Source organism: Halomonas sp. BLK-85, assembly GCF_044792155.1.
Lineage (GTDB): Bacteria > Pseudomonadota > Gammaproteobacteria > Pseudomonadales > Halomonadaceae > Vreelandella.
The window spans coordinates 1,300,016-1,318,138 of the sequence record NZ_CP087731.1 but is presented as its reverse complement, the minus strand read 5'-3'; the positions used below and the strand labels follow the sequence as shown (position 1 = coordinate 1,318,138).

Annotated in this window: 17 protein-coding genes and 2 tRNA genes; 9 read left to right on the top strand and 10 right to left on the bottom strand. The window is 55.3% G+C overall.

The genetic code is table 11. The features are described from left to right. Positions 1–543 precede the first annotated feature (543 nt). The 4 genes from LL947_RS05870 (at position 544) to LL947_RS05855 (ending at position 3,692) form a co-directional block, all read left to right on the top strand. On the top strand, positions 544–1,587 hold the full coding sequence (locus tag LL947_RS05870) for a methionine ABC transporter ATP-binding protein (RefSeq protein WP_499834223.1): 1,044 nt from the start codon (positions 544–546) through the stop codon (positions 1,585–1,587). Beyond that, positions 1,568–2,221, top strand: a complete 654-nt coding sequence (locus tag LL947_RS05865) for a methionine ABC transporter permease (RefSeq protein ID WP_290821386.1) — start codon at positions 1,568–1,570, stop codon at positions 2,219–2,221. Before LL947_RS05870 ends, LL947_RS05865 begins: the two co-directional genes overlap by 20 nt. Positions 2,222–2,326: 105 nt before the next feature. After that, positions 2,327–3,118: a MetQ/NlpA family ABC transporter substrate-binding protein gene (locus LL947_RS05860; RefSeq protein WP_404417354.1), complete on the top strand. Its 792-nt coding sequence runs from the start codon at positions 2,327–2,329 to the stop codon at positions 3,116–3,118. Positions 3,119–3,212: 94 nt separating this feature from the next. Further along, on the top strand, positions 3,213–3,692 hold the full coding sequence (locus LL947_RS05855; RefSeq protein ID WP_404417351.1) for a free L-methionine (R)-S-oxide reductase MsrC: 480 nt from the start codon (positions 3,213–3,215) through the stop codon (positions 3,690–3,692). An 83-nt stretch (positions 3,693–3,775) separates the two neighbouring features. Here LL947_RS05855 and LL947_RS05850 read toward each other — a convergent pair. From LL947_RS05850 to LL947_RS05840, 3 genes are all read right to left on the bottom strand, one after another. After that, positions 3,776–3,852 (bottom strand) — tRNA-Val (locus LL947_RS05850). A gap of 46 nt (positions 3,853–3,898) precedes the next feature. After that, positions 3,899–3,975, bottom strand: a tRNA-Val gene (locus LL947_RS05845). Between the two features lie 89 nt (positions 3,976–4,064). Then, positions 4,065–5,441 (bottom strand): class II fumarate hydratase, encoded by a 1,377-nt coding sequence (locus LL947_RS05840; protein WP_404417348.1) that lies wholly within the window; start codon positions 5,439–5,441, stop codon positions 4,065–4,067. 286 nt (positions 5,442–5,727) lie between these two features. Here LL947_RS05840 and LL947_RS05835 point away from each other — a divergent pair, with 286 nt between their 5' ends. After that, positions 5,728–6,102 carry a phasin family protein gene (locus LL947_RS05835; RefSeq protein WP_404417345.1) on the top strand — a complete coding sequence of 125 codons (375 nt, stop codon included), beginning with the start codon at positions 5,728–5,730 and terminating at the stop codon, positions 6,100–6,102. A gap of 131 nt (positions 6,103–6,233) precedes the next feature. Here the strand turns inward: LL947_RS05835 and hda are convergent, their stop codons facing one another. Further along, positions 6,234–6,938, bottom strand: coding sequence for a DnaA regulatory inactivator Hda (gene hda / locus LL947_RS05830; protein WP_404417342.1), 705 nt, complete (start codon positions 6,936–6,938; stop codon positions 6,234–6,236). Next, on the bottom strand, positions 6,935–8,056 hold the full coding sequence (locus LL947_RS05825) for an AI-2E family transporter (RefSeq protein WP_404417339.1): 1,122 nt from the start codon (positions 8,054–8,056) through the stop codon (positions 6,935–6,937). Before LL947_RS05825 ends, hda begins: the two co-directional genes overlap by 4 nt. A gap of 156 nt (positions 8,057–8,212) precedes the next feature. On the opposite strand from LL947_RS05825, the gene purM reads away from it, so the two are divergent. Together purM and purN are read left to right on the top strand one after the other, a co-directional pair. Further along, complete coding sequence (purM, locus tag LL947_RS05820) at positions 8,213–9,280, top strand: phosphoribosylformylglycinamidine cyclo-ligase (RefSeq protein WP_290821373.1); 1,068 nt, start codon at positions 8,213–8,215, stop codon at positions 9,278–9,280. A 44-nt stretch (positions 9,281–9,324) separates the two neighbouring features. Then, positions 9,325–10,008, top strand: a complete 684-nt coding sequence (gene purN, locus LL947_RS05815; RefSeq protein ID WP_404417904.1) for a phosphoribosylglycinamide formyltransferase — start codon at positions 9,325–9,327, stop codon at positions 10,006–10,008. 156 nt (positions 10,009–10,164) lie between these two features. On the opposite strand, the gene dcd is transcribed toward purN, so the two are convergent. The 5 genes from dcd to LL947_RS05790 form a co-directional block, all read right to left on the bottom strand. Next, positions 10,165–10,731: a dCTP deaminase gene (dcd, locus tag LL947_RS05810; protein ID WP_290821371.1), complete on the bottom strand. Its 567-nt coding sequence runs from the start codon at positions 10,729–10,731 to the stop codon at positions 10,165–10,167. Between the two features lie 9 nt (positions 10,732–10,740). Beyond that, positions 10,741–11,544, bottom strand: a complete 804-nt coding sequence (gene apbC / locus LL947_RS05805) for an iron-sulfur cluster carrier protein ApbC (RefSeq protein ID WP_290821370.1) — start codon at positions 11,542–11,544, stop codon at positions 10,741–10,743. A 107-nt stretch (positions 11,545–11,651) separates the two neighbouring features. After that, complete coding sequence (locus LL947_RS05800; protein WP_290821369.1) at positions 11,652–12,452, bottom strand: enoyl-CoA hydratase-related protein; 801 nt, start codon at positions 12,450–12,452, stop codon at positions 11,652–11,654. 21 nt (positions 12,453–12,473) lie between these two features. Beyond that, positions 12,474–14,657, bottom strand: coding sequence for an acetate--CoA ligase family protein (locus LL947_RS05795; RefSeq protein ID WP_499834222.1), 2,184 nt, complete (start codon positions 14,655–14,657; stop codon positions 12,474–12,476). Between the two features lie 60 nt (positions 14,658–14,717). Next, entirely contained in the window at positions 14,718–15,572 is an 855-nt protein-coding gene (locus tag LL947_RS05790) for an enoyl-CoA hydratase/isomerase family protein (RefSeq protein ID WP_499834221.1), read from the bottom strand. Between the two features lie 190 nt (positions 15,573–15,762). Here LL947_RS05790 and LL947_RS05785 point away from each other — a divergent pair, with 190 nt between their 5' ends. Together LL947_RS05785 and dctP are read left to right on the top strand one after the other, a co-directional pair. Further along, positions 15,763–16,701 carry a MurR/RpiR family transcriptional regulator gene (locus LL947_RS05785; protein WP_290821363.1) on the top strand — a complete coding sequence of 313 codons (939 nt, stop codon included), beginning with the start codon at positions 15,763–15,765 and terminating at the stop codon, positions 16,699–16,701. A 239-nt stretch (positions 16,702–16,940) separates the two neighbouring features. Beyond that, positions 16,941–18,107: a TRAP transporter substrate-binding protein DctP gene (gene dctP, locus LL947_RS05780; protein WP_404417323.1), complete on the top strand. Its 1,167-nt coding sequence runs from the start codon at positions 16,941–16,943 to the stop codon at positions 18,105–18,107. Positions 18,108–18,123: the final 16 nt, after the last annotated feature.

The window sequence follows — 18,123 nt, the reverse complement described above, 5'->3', positions numbered from 1 at the left end:
GTACGGTCGGATAAATATCCACAATGAAAGGAAGACGTCATGATAACGGCATTATTGTGCCATTTTTAACGGTCAGGCACTCAAAAAGATGTACGCTGTATAACATCAGCACAACTATGGTCGACGCGCCGATGCCTTTTATCACTCTCAGGCCAAGGCAACACGCGCAGGCATGAACCGCTTAAAACACCCTGCTCTGGCGTATTTAGCGGAAAAAAACCTGCTTTAATAGCACTCTTTCAATATTTAATATCAGATAAGCCATGTAACGCAAAAATTCCCACCGTGGCATTTGACAAGTAAACCGCTTCACCTTAGACTTTTATCCAATCTGAAAGACGCCGATTTGTACCCGGATTGCGGGCGTCCACCGTAAGACCTTATGGTGAAGTGCAGCTAAAAGGGTGTGTCCAGCGTTGATGGCCACCCATCAGGGTGGCCTTTTTTAGCACCACTCAGCGCTTATCACCCCCGCACGTTTCCATACCGGCTTACTGAATCTGGCCTGCACCTTTCATATGCGGCCAACTCCAAGGTAACGCCATGATCGAACTCATTAATGTCAGCAAAACTTACACCAATGGCAGCCAGGTCACTCAAGCGCTGAAAAACGCTAACCTGCATGTCCCAAGAGGCGCCATCCACGGGGTCATTGGCCTATCCGGTGCGGGTAAATCCACCCTGATACGCTGTGTCAACCTGTTGGAGCGTCCTACGGAAGGAAGTGTGGTGGTTGATGGGCAGGATATAACCCACCTGAAGGACGACCAGCTGAATAAGGCACGTCATCGCATCGGTATGATCTTCCAGCATTTCAATCTGCTGACGACACGCAACGTTTTCGATAACGTTGCCTTCCCTCTGGAGCTGACAGGGCTATCCAGACAGGCCATCAAGTCACGCGTTGAACCCTTGCTGAAACTGGTCGGTCTTGCTGACAAGGCCCGCCAGTTCCCCGCCCAGCTTTCAGGCGGGCAGAAACAGCGGGTGGCGATTGCTCGTGCCCTGGCCAATGAGCCAGCCGTTCTGCTCTGTGATGAAGCGACCTCCGCACTGGACCCGCAGACGACAACCTCCATTCTGGAGCTGTTGCGGGACATTAACCAGACGCTGGGTATTACCATTTTACTGATCACTCACGAGATGGAAGTTGTCAAATCGATCTGCCATCGCGTCAGTCTGATTTCCGCGGGTGAGCTGGTGGAAGACGCCGAAGTCGGTGATTTCTTTACTTCACCGCGCACGCAACTGGGACGAGACTTCCTGAATGACTTTCTTGAGCTAACCCCGCCCAAGGAGCTGGTCGAACGTCTGCAACCCTCCCCCGACGCGCATACTCACCCGGTGGTGCGCCTGACGTTTTCCGGTGATGCAGTCTCAACACCACTGATTTCCCGCCTGGCCAGGGAATGCAGCGTAGATGTCAGTATTCTGCAGGCCAAGGTGGAGTCGATTCAGGAACGAACGCTTGGGCTGATGATAGCGGAACTGGTGGGCGACAAGCAGCAAACTCACCAGGCAATCACCTATCTTGAATCTCACCAACTTGACGTGGAGGTGCTTGGCCATGTCCAGCGCAATGATTGACCTGATTTTCCATGCCACGCTGGACACCCTTTATATGGTGGCCATCTCAGGGCTGATAGCAACACTGCTAGGCGTGCCGCTGGGCATCATGCTGTATGTTACCCGGCCACGTCAGATTCTTGCTCGGCCGGTGCTGAATCAGGTGTTGGGCATCATCACCAACATCGGTCGTTCAATTCCGTTCATCATTCTGATGGTGGCCATTACGCCCTTCACCCGTATGCTGGTAGGCACTTCCATAGGCATCAATGCGGCCGCCGTGCCACTCACTATTGCTGCCATTCCATTCGTTGCCCGCCTGGTGGAAGGGGCATTGAATGAGCTTTCACCCGGCCTGGTGGAAGCCGCTCAGGCCATGGGCGCAACCCCCTGGCAGATCATCTGCAAGGTTTTATTGCCTGAAGCCCGTGGCGGCATCATCACAGCACTGACCGTTACCCTGGTGACGCTGGTCAGCTACTCGGCCATGGCGGGTGCCGTAGGGGGCGGCGGCCTCGGTGATCTGGGAATCCGCTATGGCTATAACCGTTTCATGCCAGAGATCATGCTGGTTACCGTCATCATACTGGTCGTGATGGTGCAGGGCTTTCAAAGCCTGGGCGACTACCTGGTGCGCAAGAGCGATCGTAAGTAACTGGCATGCGTATTGAGCAACTTCTCTATAGCCCATAGTTATTAAAAATAATTTCTTATGCTTTAATATTAATCCCCTTAAACAATATCCACGAGGAAACCCATCATGAAAACATTTGCAATCAGCAGCTTAACTGCATTGGCGCTGTCCATTAACATCGCAGCCGCCGATAACCACAGCCTCAAGGTCGGCACCGTCGCCGGGCCCGAGACAGACGTCATGGAAGTGGCCGTGCGCATTGCCGAGGAAGAATACGGCCTTGATATCGAGATAATCGAATTTACTGACTACGTAACACCCAATGCGGCACTGGCCGATGGCAGCCTGGATGCCAATGCCTTTCAGCACGAGCCCTACCTGCAATCGATGATCGATGATCGCGGTTATGAGCTGGCTATTGCTGGCCGCACCTTCGTTTATCCGATTGGCGCCTATTCCGAGCAGTATTCGGATATTGCCAACTTGCCTGACGGTGCACAAATTGCCCTGCCCAATGACCCTTCCAATGAAGGGCGTGCCCTGATCCTGATGCACAATGAAGGCCTGATCACCCTTGAAGACCCGAGCTTTCTGGAAGCTACTCCGCTGGATATTGCCGAAAACCCGCGCGACTTCCGCTTCCGCGAAATTGAAGCTGCCCAGCTTCCCCGGGTGCTGCCCGATGTCGATATGGCGTTTATCAACAATACCTTTGCCCAGCCTGCCGGGCTTACCCTGGACGATGCCCTGATCAAGGAAGGCCCTGAGTCTCCCTACGTCAACCTCATTGCTGTACGTGCTGGTGACGAAGAGCGTGAAGACATTCGTCAACTGGTGGATGCCTATCAGCGTGAAGAAGTGATCGACAAAGCCGATGAGCTGTTCAAGGGTGCTGCTGTACCGGGTTGGGTTGAATAAACCTCAACCAGATCCAAACTCAGCGCCTCACAGCGCCGTCAGGTCAGCTTATTACGGGCCTGGCGAGCTTTTTTCACCAAGGATAATTGCCTGTATGCCTCAGATTGACTATGCCCTGCTCAATCGACAGCTGGAAACCCTGCTCGATACCCGCGACTGGCTGACCAACAGCGCCCAGGTCTGTGCCTTTGTCTTTCATGAAGTGCCCGACCTTAACTGGGTAGGCTTTTATGTGCAGCGTACATCAGAGATGCTCGGTCTGGGGCCTTTTCAAGGCAAACCTGCCTGTCACCCCATCCCTTTCAGCAAAGGTGTTTGCGGGGCGGCGGCGCGTCAAAAAACCACCCAACGTGTTGATGATGTTCACGCCATTGCAGATCACATCGCCTGTGACGCTGACTCACGCTCTGAGCTCGTTATCCCTGTGGTGATGGAAGGCGAGCTGTGGGGCGTGCTTGACCTGGACAGCCCCATCCCAGGGCGTTTCAGCGACGTAGACCAGGAAGGCATTGAGCGCTTGGTTGCCACCTTTCTCCGCCAAACGGATATACCCCTGTTATTCGAGCACCAGTAAGTACGCTGGCAATAAAAAAGCCCCTGGCACGATGCCCGGGGCTTTTTTCAGAAGCTGTAACGATCTATTTGAGCGGCATGACCTGGTAGGACCAGGCGGATTTGAACCGCCGACCTCCACGATGTCAACGTGGCGCTCTAACCAACTGAGCTATGGTCCTATGACAAGCGAATATGTGTCGCCGCCTGTTGCACAAACAGCGAATCTGGTAGGACCAGGCGGATTTGAACCGCCGACCTCCACGATGTCAACGTGGCGCTCTAACCAACTGAGCTATGGTCCTGCTGCTAAGCAACGGAAGCGTATTCTACGGCTTTATTACTGAAATGCAAGCAATTTGCGCGCGCAAATCTTGAGGCCCCACAGCGTACTTCATTCTGGTATGCCACCATGTGTCAATCCAACCGGATCGAGCAGGCGTTCAAGGGTGGCTCGATCAAGGTCAGTTTCCTCTTCGGCCACATCAATGATCGGCCGCCCGGCCTGATAGGCCTGCTTGGCAACGCTTGCCGCTGCGTTATAACCAATAACACCATTCAAAGCGGTCACCAGAATCGGATTACGTGCTAAAGGGGCTTGCAGGTTATCTTCACGCACCTTGAAAGTGGCAATTGCCCGCTCGCCCAAAAGTCCAGCGGTGTTAGCCATCAGGGTGATCGAGGTCAACAGGTTGTAGGCAACCAGTGGAAGCATGACATTCAGCTGAAAATTGCCACTTTGCCCCGCCACGCTGATAGCCGTATCCAGGCCGATTACCTGAGCCGCTGACTGCGCGGCAGACTCGGGAATCACAGGGTTGACCTTGCCAGGCATGATCGAGCTGCCGGGCTGCAGTGCCTCCAGCTCAATTTCCCCAAGGCCTGCCAGCGGGCCGGAATTCATCCAGCGCAAGTCGTTGGCGATCTTCATCACCACACAGGCAAAGCCTTTCAGCTGTCCGGAAAGTTCCACTGCCGCATCCTGGGAAGACAGGCTGGCAAAAAAGCTGTCATTAGGCACCAGCGTAAGCCCCGTCTGCTGGCTCAGATCCTTGGCCATCAAGTCGGCAAAGCCTTCAGGGGCGTTGATTCCCGTGCCCACTGCGGTACCGCCTTGAGCCAGCCGGCATAAACGCTGCATGGCACTGTCAAAACGCTCAATGGCCTGCCCTACCTGGCTCGACCAGGCGCCAAGCTCCTGATCCATACGCAGCGGCATGGCATCCATCAGGTGCGTGCGCCCGGTTTTCACCACCTGCGCAAGTTCTTCTGCTCGACGGTCAATGGTGGCCTGCAAACCCACCAGCGCAGGCCGCAGTGATTGTGAGACGGCAATCGCCGCTGATAGATGAATGGCGGTAGGAATCACGTCATTGCTTGACTGCCCCATGTTGACATGGTCATTGGGCGTTACCTCGATACCCTCGCGGCTGGCCAACCGGGCCAACACTTCATTAACGTTCATATTGGTTGACGTGCCCGAGCCGGTCTGAAAGACATCAACAGGAAAGTGGTCATCATGCTGACCATCGATAACCGCCAGGGCCGCCTTTTCAATCGCCTGGGCCCTGGGTTGATCCAGCAGACCCAGCTGGCCGTTAGTGCGCGCCGCCGCCAGCTTTATACGTGCTACAGCGTGAATAAACGCGCAGGGCATGGGCGTATTCGAGACCTGGAAATTATTAATGGCCCGCTGGGTCTGTGCGCCATAAAGCGCCTCTTCCGGGACTTCCAGTGCTCCCATGCTGTCTCGTTCGGTACGCATCGTCATGTCTACCTCCTGGTTTTATCGCTCATTTACGCTCTCGATCAGTGTTATTTTTCATTAAAAATCATCCTGTACGATGATCCAACCTGAAGGCAAGTGCGCACAACAACAAGCGCTGAAGCATGGGATGAGAAAAGTCATTTTTCACCCGTCGCTGCGCTACCACACAAATAATGTTGCAATGCACAAAAAGACCCTCTATACTGCAACGCAACATGCAGCAAAACGCATCCATTGCTCATTTGTCTTCACGACTTAATGTAAAACCAATGCCCCGGGAGGGTTTAACATGCGCACTATCAACACAAACGAAATGACTCAGCAATTTGACAACATGTTCATGGCACCGGTACGCGCTTTCGCCGCCCTGAATGTGGATTTCGCAGAAAAGATGTTCAATGCCCAGCTGGACGCCAGCAAAGCCTACGTTGACACCAGCATGGCCCAGGCTCGCACCCTGATGGACGTTAAAGATGCGGAAGGTCTGCGTTCTTACATGGAAAGCCAGCAGAAAGTAGCCAAAGAACTGGCTGAGCGTGTAAAAGGCGATGCTGACAAGGTTGTTGCCCTGCAGCAGGATTTCATGCAGCAGAGCCAGAAGCTGACTGAAGAAAACGTCAAGCAAGCCCAGGAAACAGCTACCAAGATGAGCAAAACTGCTTAATGGTCTGTTCCGCCAGCTAAGTGTTAGCTAGCACCAAGGCCGACACTGGGTCTCAGTGACAGCCTTCTGAAATACCGCCAGCTCGCCTGGCGGTATTTTTTTGTGTGGGGTGCCATAGCACTATGTACGCGCTACCAGCCGAGCGCCTGCTTGATAAAGGGAATGGTCAGCCTGCGCTGGGCAGACAGGGAGGCTTTATCCAGCTGTTCAAGTGACTCACACAGTGCACCCAACTCTCTTGGGCCTCGGTGCAGAATATAACGTCCGACGTCGTCTGGCAGCTGCATACCTCTGACCTTGGCACGCAACTTGAGAGCGGCAAGCCGCTCTTCATCATCAAGCGGCTGCAGATGAAAGGTCATCCCCCAGGCAAGCCGCGATGCCAGATCTGCCAGGCTAACATCCAGGTGTCGCGGCGCTCCCTTGGCGGCAATCACTATTCGCTTGCCCCCATCGCGCAGTCGGTTGAAGGCATGGAAAAGCCCCTCTTCCCAGCGCTTTCGTCCCAGCACGCAGTCAAGGTCATCCAGCGCCACCAGATCCAGACGTTCAATATCTTCCAGAATCAAGGGCGGAAAATGACCGATATCCCCCAAGGGAAGATACAGTGCGCGCTTACCAGCATCCGACGCGGCATGACAGGCAGCCTGTAACAGATGACTGCGGCCAGTACCATCGCTGCCCCAGATAAACAGATAGGGCTCGCCTTCTGCGTTCAGCTGACTCTGAAGCTGACTCACCAGCGCCGCATTGCGTCGGCTGACATAGAAGTTATCGAAGGTAGCGTCATCGCCTAGCCCAACCCCGAGGGGTAATTGTGCCGGTGTTCGGCTCATGATGAATCCCTTGTGTCAGGAGACCCACGGTTTTCCAGCTGCCTCTTTACGTTGGCATCCTGTGTCAATGTGTTGCCATCATCATATAAACTACTGTTTTTGTAGCGATCGTGAGCTTCACGCAAGAGTACCATGATGACAGCTGCAGCGGGCAATGCCAGCAAGACTCCGATGAATCCAAACAGCTCACCGCCTACCAGAACAGCAAAAATAACCGCAACCGGATGAAGGCCTATCTTGTTGCCCAACAGTTTGGGCTGTAGCACGACGCTTTCGATCATCTGCCCGGCAGCAAAAATCGCAATAACCCCTAAAATCGCCCAGATGGTGCCCATCTGGAACACAGCCACCAGCAAGGCAATGGTCAGGCCGACGATAAAGCCCAGAAAAGGCACGATGCTGGCCAGACCCGACACAAACCCGATCAAGAGACCAAAATTAAGCCCGAGCAGGCTCAAACCCAGCGCATACAAGACACCAAGACACAGCATGACCAAAAGCTGGCCGCGCAAAAAAGCCGAGAGCACTTCATCACAGCGCCCTGCCAGCCTTAGGGTATCCGCCAGCCAGCGCCTGGGCACCAGGTCGGCCAAACGCTGCATCAGATGATCCCAATCGAGCAGCAGATAGAAAGTGACGACCGGCACCAGAGCCAAAAAGGTCACCCATGACACCAGCGCCATGCCGGAACGCCCAATCTGCCCTAACGCCTGGGCCAGATAGCCACCGGCATCGCGCCAATGTTTGGTCAGTACCTGCTGGATGTTGTCCATCTCGGTTTGTAGATCATAACCCGCCCACTCTTCGAGTTTTGGCGCCAATACATTCTTGACCCATTCGAACATGACCGGCAATGACTCTCCGAACTGCTTGGCCTGCTGAATAATCAAGGGCACGACAATCAACAGGCTGATCACCAGCACCAGCGCCATAATGAAAAAAACGCTGGTGACGGCCAGCACACGTCCCATTCCCCAATGCTCCAACCGGTCCGCCAGAGGATCCGCCAGATACGCCAATATCATGCCGGCCACAAAGGGCATCAGTACGGCATCCAGCAGGAAGATCCCCCCTACCAGCACCACCAGAAATCCCACTCCCCACCACGAATGGCGCATTGTCGACCCCCCTTGAAATCGTTTGAACATGGCTGGTTTCAGCCATCCGCTACGCTGACAAAGCGCCCTCGTCGGCTGCTTGAGCGGTGCGTGATGCTATTGTCGGTGTTACAATCCGTGTCTCGATTTATCGCCCAGTTTATATCAGGACTCGCCATGACCCAGACGCCTTCATCAACTCCTCAACCCTCGCTTAGCTACAAAGATGCTGGCGTTGATATTGACGCAGGCAATGCCCTTGTCGAACGTATCAAGCATGTTGCCAAGCGCACTTCTCGCCCTGAAGTGATGGGTGGACTCGGCGGTTTCGGTGCCCTGTGTGAGCTACCCAAGAACTACCGTGAGCCGGTACTGGTCTCTGGCACTGATGGTGTGGGCACAAAATTACGCCTGGCCATGGACCTTGGCAAACACGACACCATTGGCATTGATCTGGTCGCCATGTGCGTCAACGATCTGATCGTGGCAGGCGCCGAGCCGCTCCTCTTTCTTGACTACTATGCCACGGGCAAGCTCAATGTCGATATCGCCGCCGATGTGGTCAATGGTATTGGCACCGGCTGCGAACAGGCCGGATGTGCCCTGGTAGGCGGCGAAACCGCTGAAATGCCAGGCATGTACGACGGTGATGATTATGATCTGGCCGGCTTCTGTGTGGGCGTCGTCGAAAAATCCGAGGTTCTCGATGGCGGCCGCGTCGATGCTGGAGACGTACTGCTGGGACTTGCCTCATCCGGTCCGCATTCCAACGGCTATTCGCTGATTCGCAAGATTCTCGAGGTCAGTGATGCATCACTCGACACTCCGGTCGATGGCATGCCGCTTGGCAACGCCCTGATGGCACCCACCCGCATCTATGTAAAATCGCTGCTCTCGCTGATGCGTGATACTGATATTCCCGTACATGCCCTGTCACATATTACCGGTGGCGGCCTGTTGGAAAATATTCCCCGGGTTCTACCCGATCATCTTGCCGCACATATCAACCTGGACAGCTGGAAGCGACCCGCCGTGTTCGACTGGCTTCAGGCCAATGGCAACGTTGATGAAGCCGAAATGCACCGGGTACTCAATTGTGGCATCGGCATGGTGGTCGTCGTGCCCGCCGCCCAGGCTGAACTGGCACGCCAACACTTACAGGCTCAGGGTGAAAGCGTCTATACCCTGGGCAATATTATCACACGCACCGCTGACGCCGTGACGTTGGAGAAGCCTGGCGTATGAGCAGCAATGTTACCCCTGATGCGATCACCAGCGAACTGCCCGCCATGCCTGCCGATACCCCCAGCATCGTCGTACTGATCTCGGGCAGCGGCAGCAATCTTCAGGCGCTGATTGATGCGCAGGCCCATAACCAGCTGAGCGGCAAGATTGTGGCGGTCATCTCCAACGAACCGGATGCCTATGGACTGACCCGCGCCCATGACGCCGGCATTGACGCTGTGGTGCTTCCACATCGGGAATATGACAGCCGGGAAGCCTATGATGGTGCCTTGATCAAGGTGATTGAACGCCACCAGCCGGATATTATCGTGTTGGCAGGCTTCATGCGTATCCTGACGCCGCGTTTCGTACAGCGCTTTCTCGGCAGGATGCTTAATATCCATCCGTCATTGCTTCCCGCTTACCAGGGGCTCAATACCCACGCCCGGGTCTTGGCAGACGGTGCCAGCGAACACGGTTGCAGCGTTCACTTTGTCACTGAGGAGCTGGATGGTGGCCCGGTGGTGATTCAGGCGGCCTTGAACATTGCCGCCGACGACACACAAACTTCACTGAAAGAGAAAATCCATGCCCGCGAGCATCTGATTTTACCCATCGCCGTGAACTGGTTCCTCGATGGCCGGCTGCAATACAGCGGCACAGGGGCCACCCTGGATGGCATTGCCCTGCCCCCTGAAGGGCTGCGGCTGACGCATGAAGATGCAGCGGACGAGCTCGACGAAGCCTGAAGCTGACATCTTGATGGGCGCTCAGCGTTATGCACAACAAGGCATTGTGAAAAACAAAGCATTGTGAAAAACAAAGCATTGTGAAAAACAACAACGCCCAGCCCTTGAACCAGGGCTGGGCGTTGTAGCCACAGGGGACTCTGTCAAGGCCTGCACTCAGGTACGCGGCAGAGTCACTCCGCGCTGACCCATGTATTTGCCGCCTCTATCCTTGTAAGACATCTCGCAAACCTCATCGGATTCCAGGAAAAGCATCTGAGCGACACCTTCATTGGCATAGATTTTGGCTGGGAGATTGGTGGTGTTGGAAAATTCCAGGGTCACATGGCCTTCCCATTCTGGCTCCAAGGGCGTGACATTGACAATGATACCGCAGCGGGCATAAGTGGACTTGCCCAGGCAGATCGTCAGCACACTGCGCGGAATGCGGAAATACTCCACGGTGCGCGCCAGCGCAAAGGAGTTGGGTGGAATAATGCACATATCGCCCTTGATATCCACAAAACTCTTTTCATCAAAATTTTTCGGGTCAACAACCGCTGAATGGATATTGGTAAAAACCTTGAACTCATCAGCACAGCGCACATCATAGCCATAGCTTGATGTGCCATAGGAAATCACCCTTTCGCCATCAATGTAACGTACCTGTTCTGCTTCGAAGGGTTCGATCATGGCCTGCTTTTCAGCCATGCGGCGAATCCATTTATCCGATTTGATACTCATGTTGCCGTGTCACTCGCTGAAAGAAATCGTCGGGCCCTGCTGGTCATCAGTCCCGCTGAGCTGGGACGCCATCTGGCGGGCAATCTGAGCAAATGCCTGGCTTGCCGAGCCTTCAGGTTCCGAGACAACGCTCGGATTACCGGAATCCGCCAGCTCACGAATGGAAAGGCTTAACGGCAGACGCCCCAGCACCTGGGTGTCGTATTCTGCTGCAATCCGGTCACCACCGCCGGTACCAAAAATCGCCGCCTCATGGCCACATTTCTCACAGTGGTAAACACTCATGTTTTCCACAATACCCAGTACTGGCACGTTGACTTTGCGGAACATCTCGATGCCTTTACGTGCATCCAGCAAAGCAATGTCCTGGGGCGTGGTAACAATCACGGCACCGGCAACCGGGACACGCTGAGACAGCGTCAGCTGGATATCACCGGTACCCGGCGGCATATCAATCAGCAGAAAATCCAGCTCACCCCATTGGGTCTGGTTCAACAATTGCTGAAACGCTCCAACCACCATGGGCCCCCGCCATACCATGGGCTCTTTGGTGTTAACCAGAAATGCCATCGACATGGCTTTGATACCATGCGCCTCAAGCGGCAGGAACTTGTCTTCGCCTGCCGCCTGGGGCCGGGTGCCTTCCTTGACGCCCAACATCTGCGCCTGGCTTGGGCCATAGATATCCGCGTCCAGCACGCCAACCCGATACCCTTGGGCTGAAAGCGCCAGCGCCAAGTTGACGGTCACGGTGGATTTCCCCACGCCCCCTTTACCTGAGGCAACGGCAACAATATGTTTAACACCTTCCATCTAGCGTCACTCCTCAGTCTGATAGGCTGTCGGTATTGATCATACCCGCAAGTAGCGCAATCATAAACCGAAGAGGCTGATTGCCAATCCAATCCTCTCAGGCGCGGCTATTTCCTGGCCATGCTATCCAGCATCCGGTTAACGGCCTCCAGGTGCTCAGGCTCGTTATGGCACATGCCCTGAAACGTGGCACACACATCCAGGAAGGCTTTTAACTGCATATCCGGGGCCATCTTCATCAGCCGCTTGGTCAGCCGAGTGGCCTTGGGCGGCTGGGCGGCGATGCGTCGGGCATGGGTCATGGCCACTTCCATCAGGTCCTCCGGCTCGGCCACCTCCAGCACAATGCCGTAGGCCAGCGCTTCTTCAGCATCAATCACTCGGCCAGAAAGCGTCAGCTCAAAGGCACGCTGATAGCCGATCTGCCGCTGCATGAACCAGGCACCGCCGTCACCGGGTATTATGCCCAGATTAAGAAAGGTCTCCCCAAACTTGGCACGCCGCGAGGCAATGCGCATATCGGCCATATTGGCCAGGTCAAAACCGGCACCTATCGCGGGGCCGTTCACAGCGGCAATAATCGGCACCTCAACGGCCTGCAATGCCAGCGGCATACGCTGGATGCCGCGCCGATAGCGCTCAGCCACCTCGGCCACGTCACCGGCAAAGTCACCTTCCCGGCTGGCCATGTCCTTGACATTGCCCCCGGCGGAAAACGCCGAGCCATCGCCGGTGATCACCAGCACCGACACATCCTCACTGCGGTTCACCCATTTCGCCACCGCTACGAGGTCGTCGACCAGCGCCGTGCCGGTCAGGGCATTACGCACATCATGGCGTTGGAAGGTTAACACGGCCACGCGGTTATCAAGGGTTAGGCGGGCATCTTTCAACTCGGGCAGCGTCATGCTGGCTCCTTTTTGATAGGCTCAGTGGGAAAAAAATCCGTCGGCAGCGCGTTCAACAATCACCCTGGCATCCACCACGGCATACCCGTCGGGATAGGCAATCACCGGATTCAGATCAAGTTCTTGTATCTCTGGATAGGCCTCAACAATATGCGCGACGTTCAACAGCAACTCGGTCAGCGCCTTCTTATCAATCGCAGCCGCCCCCCGCACGCCTTCAAAGACCTTTTTAGCCTTGATCTGGTCAATCATGCAAGTCGCATCAAAACGGCTCAGCGGCAAGGCTCGGAAGGCCACATCTTCAAGAATTTCCACAAAAACACCGCCCAGGCCGAACATCAGCACCGGGCCGAAGACCGGATCGCGCATCATGCCAATGATCACTTCAACGCCTTTGTCCGCCATGGGCGTTACCAGCACGCCTTCAATCCGGGCATTGGCATCGTAGACCCGGGCGGAAGTCATTATCTGCTGGTAGGCCTCCTTCAGCGCGGCCGTGCCTCTCAGGTTGAGCCTGACCCCGCCCGCATCGGATTTATGCAGAATATCCTTGGATACCACCTTCATGGCCAGTGGTTGATCGCCTAGCTCAGCGGCCACCTGCGCCAGTTCATCGGCACCGCGCACCACGCGCTCCTCAGGTACCGTTATGCCGTGGTCACCCAGCAGCGCCTTGGCCTCATATTCGAGCAGATCGCGCCCGGCTTGCCGAGCACTGGCCAACATTGCCTGAACGCTTGGAACAGGTGTCACCGCTGCAAAAGGCGCTTGCCGCTTACGTTCGGCAAGGTACTGGCCGCGCTCGCCGAGTGCCGCCAGAACGCGGACAGCGTGTTCAATTGACGCATAGATAGGCAGGCCAGCTTCATGCATACGGCGCAGCGCAGGTGGCTTGATAGGGGCATAGAGACTGTACACAACCAGCGGCTTGGTCGTGACATTGGAAAGATCAACCATGGCTTCCGCGCCACGCATTTCATCACCCAGTAGAGACTCGGCAAAACGCAGGCTATAACCGCCGAACATGCCCACCAGAAAAACGCTGTCAACGTTATCATCTGCTGCAACGATTTCCATGCACCTGGCCAGTAGCGAGGGATTAGCGTCTGACGAACCGGCCACATCCACCGGGTTAAGGGTGGACGCCTGGGGAAACAGAATGGCCCTCAGCTGAGAGCGGGTCTCTTCACTCAATTTCGCCAGGGTCAATCCCGCTTCTGCCAGACGGTCAGCGGCAATCGTGGCCTGCCCGCCGCCGTCGGCAATCACCGCCACCCGCTTGCCTCGCGCTTTCTGCAAAAGACCCAGGCCTTCCGCCACCGGTAGAATTTCATCGGAATACTGCACCACGCTGACACCCGACTGACGCAAGACGTCAACCGTCATCTGATAGCTGCCTGCCAGCGCCCCGGTGTGTGAACTGGCGGCTTTCTGGCCCTGTTCGGTGGAGCCGGACTTGTAGACCACGACAGGCTTGACCGCCGTCACGTCGCGGGCCACCTCAAGAAAACGCCGACCATCCCGGAAACCCTCCACATACAGGGTTGCTACCCGGGTGTGCTCGTCTTCTCCCAGGTAGCGCAGGTAATCATTGAAGCCGATATCACTCTGGTTGCCGGGGCCAACATAGGTACTGAAACCCACCTGACCGTTATGCTGGGCTTCCAGGGCCAACGCCAGCAGCATATTGCCTGACTGGGAAATAATCCCGATGTCTCCGGCTTTTAGGCCGTCAAGCGCCAGCAGGTTAAGGTGATGATGAAGATTGAAGACGCCCGAGGTATTGGGCCCTATGACGCGTACGCCATGAGCAGCTGCCTTGGCCATCATCTCGCGCTCAAGCCGGGCACCTTCTTTACCCATTTCGGCAAAGCCACTGGCCAGGATAATTGCGCCCTTGATACCACGACGACCACATTCGGCCACAAGCCCCGGCACGCTGGGCGCTGGCGTACACAGAAGCGCCAGCTCAGGGTTACCAGGAATCGCCGCAATAGACGGCCAGGCCCTTACCCCGAGAATCATCCCGGCCTTGGGGTTGACAGGGTAAATATTGCCGCGATATCCGTCCTTGATCAGCCCGACCATGGCTTTGTAACCACGCTTGGTGGGGTCGGCCGATGCGCCGACTATGGCGATGCCCGTCGGCGCCAGAATATTATGCAGCGAGCTGCGCGTGCTGAGATGACCTTCAATTGGGTTCACAAGGATAACCTCTAAAAAACGTGCAAAAAGGCAGATGACACAAACGCGGCTTGGCAGCTATCAACGGCCGTTGAACTGCGGTTGGCGCTTTTGCGCAAAGGCATCGACCCCTTCCTGCCAGTCTTCCGTGGTCGAACAGGTAAACACAGCGTCCAGTTCCTGCTGGAGCTGGCTATCAAGATCATGGGCACTGCCCTGATTGACCAGACGCTTGAGCATGGCAATGGAAACCGGCGCCTGGCAGGCCAACCGAGCACCCAATGTGTGAGCCTGCTCAAGCAGGTCACCAACCGGATAGGCGGCTAGCGCCAGGCCGATGCGTTGTGCTTCCTCAGCCTTGACCTTGTCACCGAGATACAACAAGCGGCGCGCCTGAGTAAGTCCCACCAACTGCGGAAGGATTTTTGACACACCGCCGCCCACGCATGTGCCGATACTGGTTTCCGGAAAGCCAATCTGAGCCTCATCTGCCATCAGGATAAAATCGCAGGCCACGGCCATTTCCGCACCTGCGCCCAATGCATAGCCATTAACGGCCGCTACCACCGGCTTTTTCAACCGATAGATGGCCTCACAGACATCGTTACCCAGCTGCAGATACTGTCGGCGCTGATACAGGGTACGCGCCGCGCCGCCGTGCTCCTTCATGTCGGCACCCACGCAGAAAGCCCGCCCCTCGCCGGTCAGCACAATGGCGCGAACATTCTCGGCTTGACCAGCCAGCGCCAGAGCATCCAGCAGCTCAAGATACAGGCTCTCAATTACGGCGTTCAGGCGGTGTGGCCGATTGAAGCGCACCTCAAGCACCTGGCCCTGCAGGAAAACCTGTAAGGTTTCAAAGCAAGGCAGGTTTTCGGCATCAAGGCTGGAAGGCAGCGTGGAACTGATTGGAGAACGGGAATCACTGTTGGGCATTGTCAGGCTCGGTGTGGAATCGGCAGGCAAGAAAGAAACATACGTTTCAAAAAGCATTTTATTTAAGTACGTATGTTCCAAGACGATCCTAGATCAAGGTATCAACGCTTGTCAACACATGTGTATCTTTTAATACCAAAAAATGATACAAATGTTTTTCTTGAAGCACGATGTATAGCGAGGAAACGGCATGCCATCCCAACACCCGCCCCTACCCGGCCTCACATCAAGCACGGATGACGCCTCCAGCTCCGCCGCCAGCCGTTTGAAGAGCACTCAACAGCAGCTGGCTGCCATTTATGCAGAGCTCAGCCCACAGCTTAAACTCGCCGCAGGTTATGTGCTGGAGCATCCGCTGGATATTGCCTTTCAGTCCATTCGCAAATCGGCAGCAGCGGCTCAGGTCACCCCTTCCACCCTTGTGCGCCTGGCCAAGCGGCTGGGATTTGAGAGTTACGACCTGTTCAGGGAAGTCTTCCAGTCCGCCGTTCAGGCCGGGCCGGTCGAGCTTTCCGGCAAGGCCAGCCAGCTGCGCAGCCTGGCCAGCCAGACGGATGATCAAGTATTTCTGGATGTGGGCGATGCGGCCTTCGATAATATTGGCCGCCTGTTTACTGCCGAGAATCAGCAGCGCGTGCGCGAAGCGGCGCAGATGCTATTAGGGGCACGAAAAGTCGCCGTGGTCGGCTTTCGTGACACCTTCGCCTGCGCTTATCATTTCGCTTACGTCGGACGCATTGCCATGCCCGATCTGCATCTGATTCGTGGCCTGGAAGGAGGGTTGCTCACCGAGCTGGATCCCTTCGGTGAACAGGATATTGTAGTGGCCTTTGGCTTCGAGCCCTATTGCGCCGAGACGGTCAAGGCTCTCGAGGTTACACGTCTCAACGGCGTCAGAGCGATTGTGGTGACCGACACCATGCGTTCACCCCTGGTACCCGGCGCGCAGATCATCTTCAATCTTGCCAATGCCACCCCGCATTTTTTTCCCTCCATTCTTTCAGCAATCACCCTCATAGAAGCCATCCTCGCCGAATGTGTTGCCTATGGCCCTGATCAGCTAGTAAATAACGTTTCTCAATTCGAACAACGCATGCGCCTGATGGGGGCCTATGTTGAGGTTGATTAGTCCAATAGACTGTTGTTGCAAAACTGCCGTTGAAAATTTTAGTTGGCTAACGCGTTCGGTTTCGCTACATTCAGAGAATGCAAAGCTTATACAGAAAGCACAAATGTACAATATTTATATAATGCTCATTGTGTATACTTTGCAAAAACCGCAGGGAAATAACAGTGGTTTTGATAGATTCCAGGAGGGATAAAACAACAACAAACCGGCCATTATCAGGCCATTTCCGGAGTAGAGATATGCCAGATAACAAGCACGATAAACAGCTTCTTACTCACCCTGACAACACATCCACCACGTTTTCAAACGCTACCAGCACACGTCGAAACTTTCTGAAAACAGCTGCGGTGGGATCGGCTGCTGCCGTGGCGGCTCCCTGGATCGGCAACGTTCAGGCGCAGGAAGGTATTCGAATCCGCATGCAATCCTCCTGGCAGCCTGGCACTACAGGTTACAGGATCTTTGAAGAATGGGCCGCCGGTGTTGCCGAAGCAACCAGCGGCGAAGTTCGCATCGAACCCTATCCAGCAGGTGCAGTTGCCGGCGCTTTTGAAGTCGCTGATGCCGTTAGAAACGGCGTACTGGATGGACAGAACTGGTTTACCGTTTACTGGCCCGGTAAAATGCCTGCCGGTGTATTCTTGACTGCATACCCGATGGGTCTGTCGGTACCTCACCATTGGGACATCATGTTTAGTGCCTACGGCGGTTTTGGCATTGCCAAAGATCTTTACCGTAAACAGGGCCAGGAACTTCTCGGCTATGTTCACCACGACATGAACCTTATCCACTCCAAGAAGCCGTTGCGCAGCTTTGATGACTTCAAAGGCATCAAGCTGCGCATGCCAGGTGGCATTGTTGCAGAGACGTTTGCTTCAATCGGCGCCCAGACCACTCTGCTTCCAGGCTCAGAGGTTTATCCTGCGCTTGAGAAAGGCACCATTGACGCTGCCGACTACGTGGGGGCCGCCGTAAACTACGAGCTTGGTTTCTGGCAGGTAGCTGATTACATCATTATGGGGCCACCTTCTACGCCATGCCTCCACCAGGCTGTTGACCTGATGGACATATCCGTCAACCGGCGCACGTTCGAGCGCATGTCACCGCAGACCCAGGACATCATGCACGATCTTGTGGCGGCCTATTCGCGGGAGCACTACGGCGCCATCCAGCAAGCAAATGCTGAAGCCTGGCCGAAATATCGCGAGAAAGGTATCGAGGTTATTCGACTGAGCGAGGAAGACGGCAGTCGCTTCAGAGAAGCAGCGATTCCTCTGTGGTATAAGTGGGCCAACAAGGACGCCGACGCAGCGCGCCTTTTCAAAGCCCATCTTGGCGCCATGCTGGACCCAGCTGTCGGTGTGATTACCGAGGAAGATATTCAGGGCTTTGAACTTAACGCCTGAAGCATCTGAAACGTCA

Excerpts from the sequence above, each read along its gene's own strand:
- LL947_RS05870 (WP_499834223.1), top strand. The coding sequence starts at position 544 with ATGATCGAACTCATTAATGTCAGCAAAACTTACACCAATGGCAGCCAG.
- LL947_RS05865 (WP_290821386.1), top strand. The coding sequence starts at position 1,568 with ATGTCCAGCGCAATGATTGACCTGATTTTCCATGCCACGCTGGACACC.
- LL947_RS05860 (WP_404417354.1), top strand. The coding sequence starts at position 2,327 with ATGAAAACATTTGCAATCAGCAGCTTAACTGCATTGGCGCTGTCCATT.
- LL947_RS05855 (WP_404417351.1), top strand. The coding sequence starts at position 3,213 with ATGCCTCAGATTGACTATGCCCTGCTCAATCGACAGCTGGAAACCCTG.
- LL947_RS05840 (WP_404417348.1), bottom strand. The coding sequence starts at position 5,441 with ATGACGATGCGTACCGAACGAGACAGCATGGGAGCACTGGAAGTCCCG.
- LL947_RS05835 (WP_404417345.1), top strand. The coding sequence starts at position 5,728 with ATGCGCACTATCAACACAAACGAAATGACTCAGCAATTTGACAACATG.
- hda (WP_404417342.1), bottom strand. The coding sequence starts at position 6,938 with ATGAGCCGAACACCGGCACAATTACCCCTCGGGGTTGGGCTAGGCGAT.
- LL947_RS05825 (WP_404417339.1), bottom strand. The coding sequence starts at position 8,056 with ATGCGCCATTCGTGGTGGGGAGTGGGATTTCTGGTGGTGCTGGTAGGG.
- purM (WP_290821373.1), top strand. The coding sequence starts at position 8,213 with ATGACCCAGACGCCTTCATCAACTCCTCAACCCTCGCTTAGCTACAAA.
- purN (WP_404417904.1), top strand. The coding sequence starts at position 9,325 with ATGCCTGCCGATACCCCCAGCATCGTCGTACTGATCTCGGGCAGCGGC.
- dcd (WP_290821371.1), bottom strand. The coding sequence starts at position 10,731 with ATGAGTATCAAATCGGATAAATGGATTCGCCGCATGGCTGAAAAGCAG.
- apbC (WP_290821370.1), bottom strand. The coding sequence starts at position 11,544 with ATGGAAGGTGTTAAACATATTGTTGCCGTTGCCTCAGGTAAAGGGGGC.
- LL947_RS05800 (WP_290821369.1), bottom strand. The coding sequence starts at position 12,452 with ATGACGCTGCCCGAGTTGAAAGATGCCCGCCTAACCCTTGATAACCGC.
- LL947_RS05790 (WP_499834221.1), bottom strand. The coding sequence starts at position 15,572 with ATGCCCAACAGTGATTCCCGTTCTCCAATCAGTTCCACGCTGCCTTCC.
- LL947_RS05785 (WP_290821363.1), top strand. The coding sequence starts at position 15,763 with ATGCCATCCCAACACCCGCCCCTACCCGGCCTCACATCAAGCACGGAT.
- dctP (WP_404417323.1), top strand. The coding sequence starts at position 16,941 with ATGCCAGATAACAAGCACGATAAACAGCTTCTTACTCACCCTGACAAC.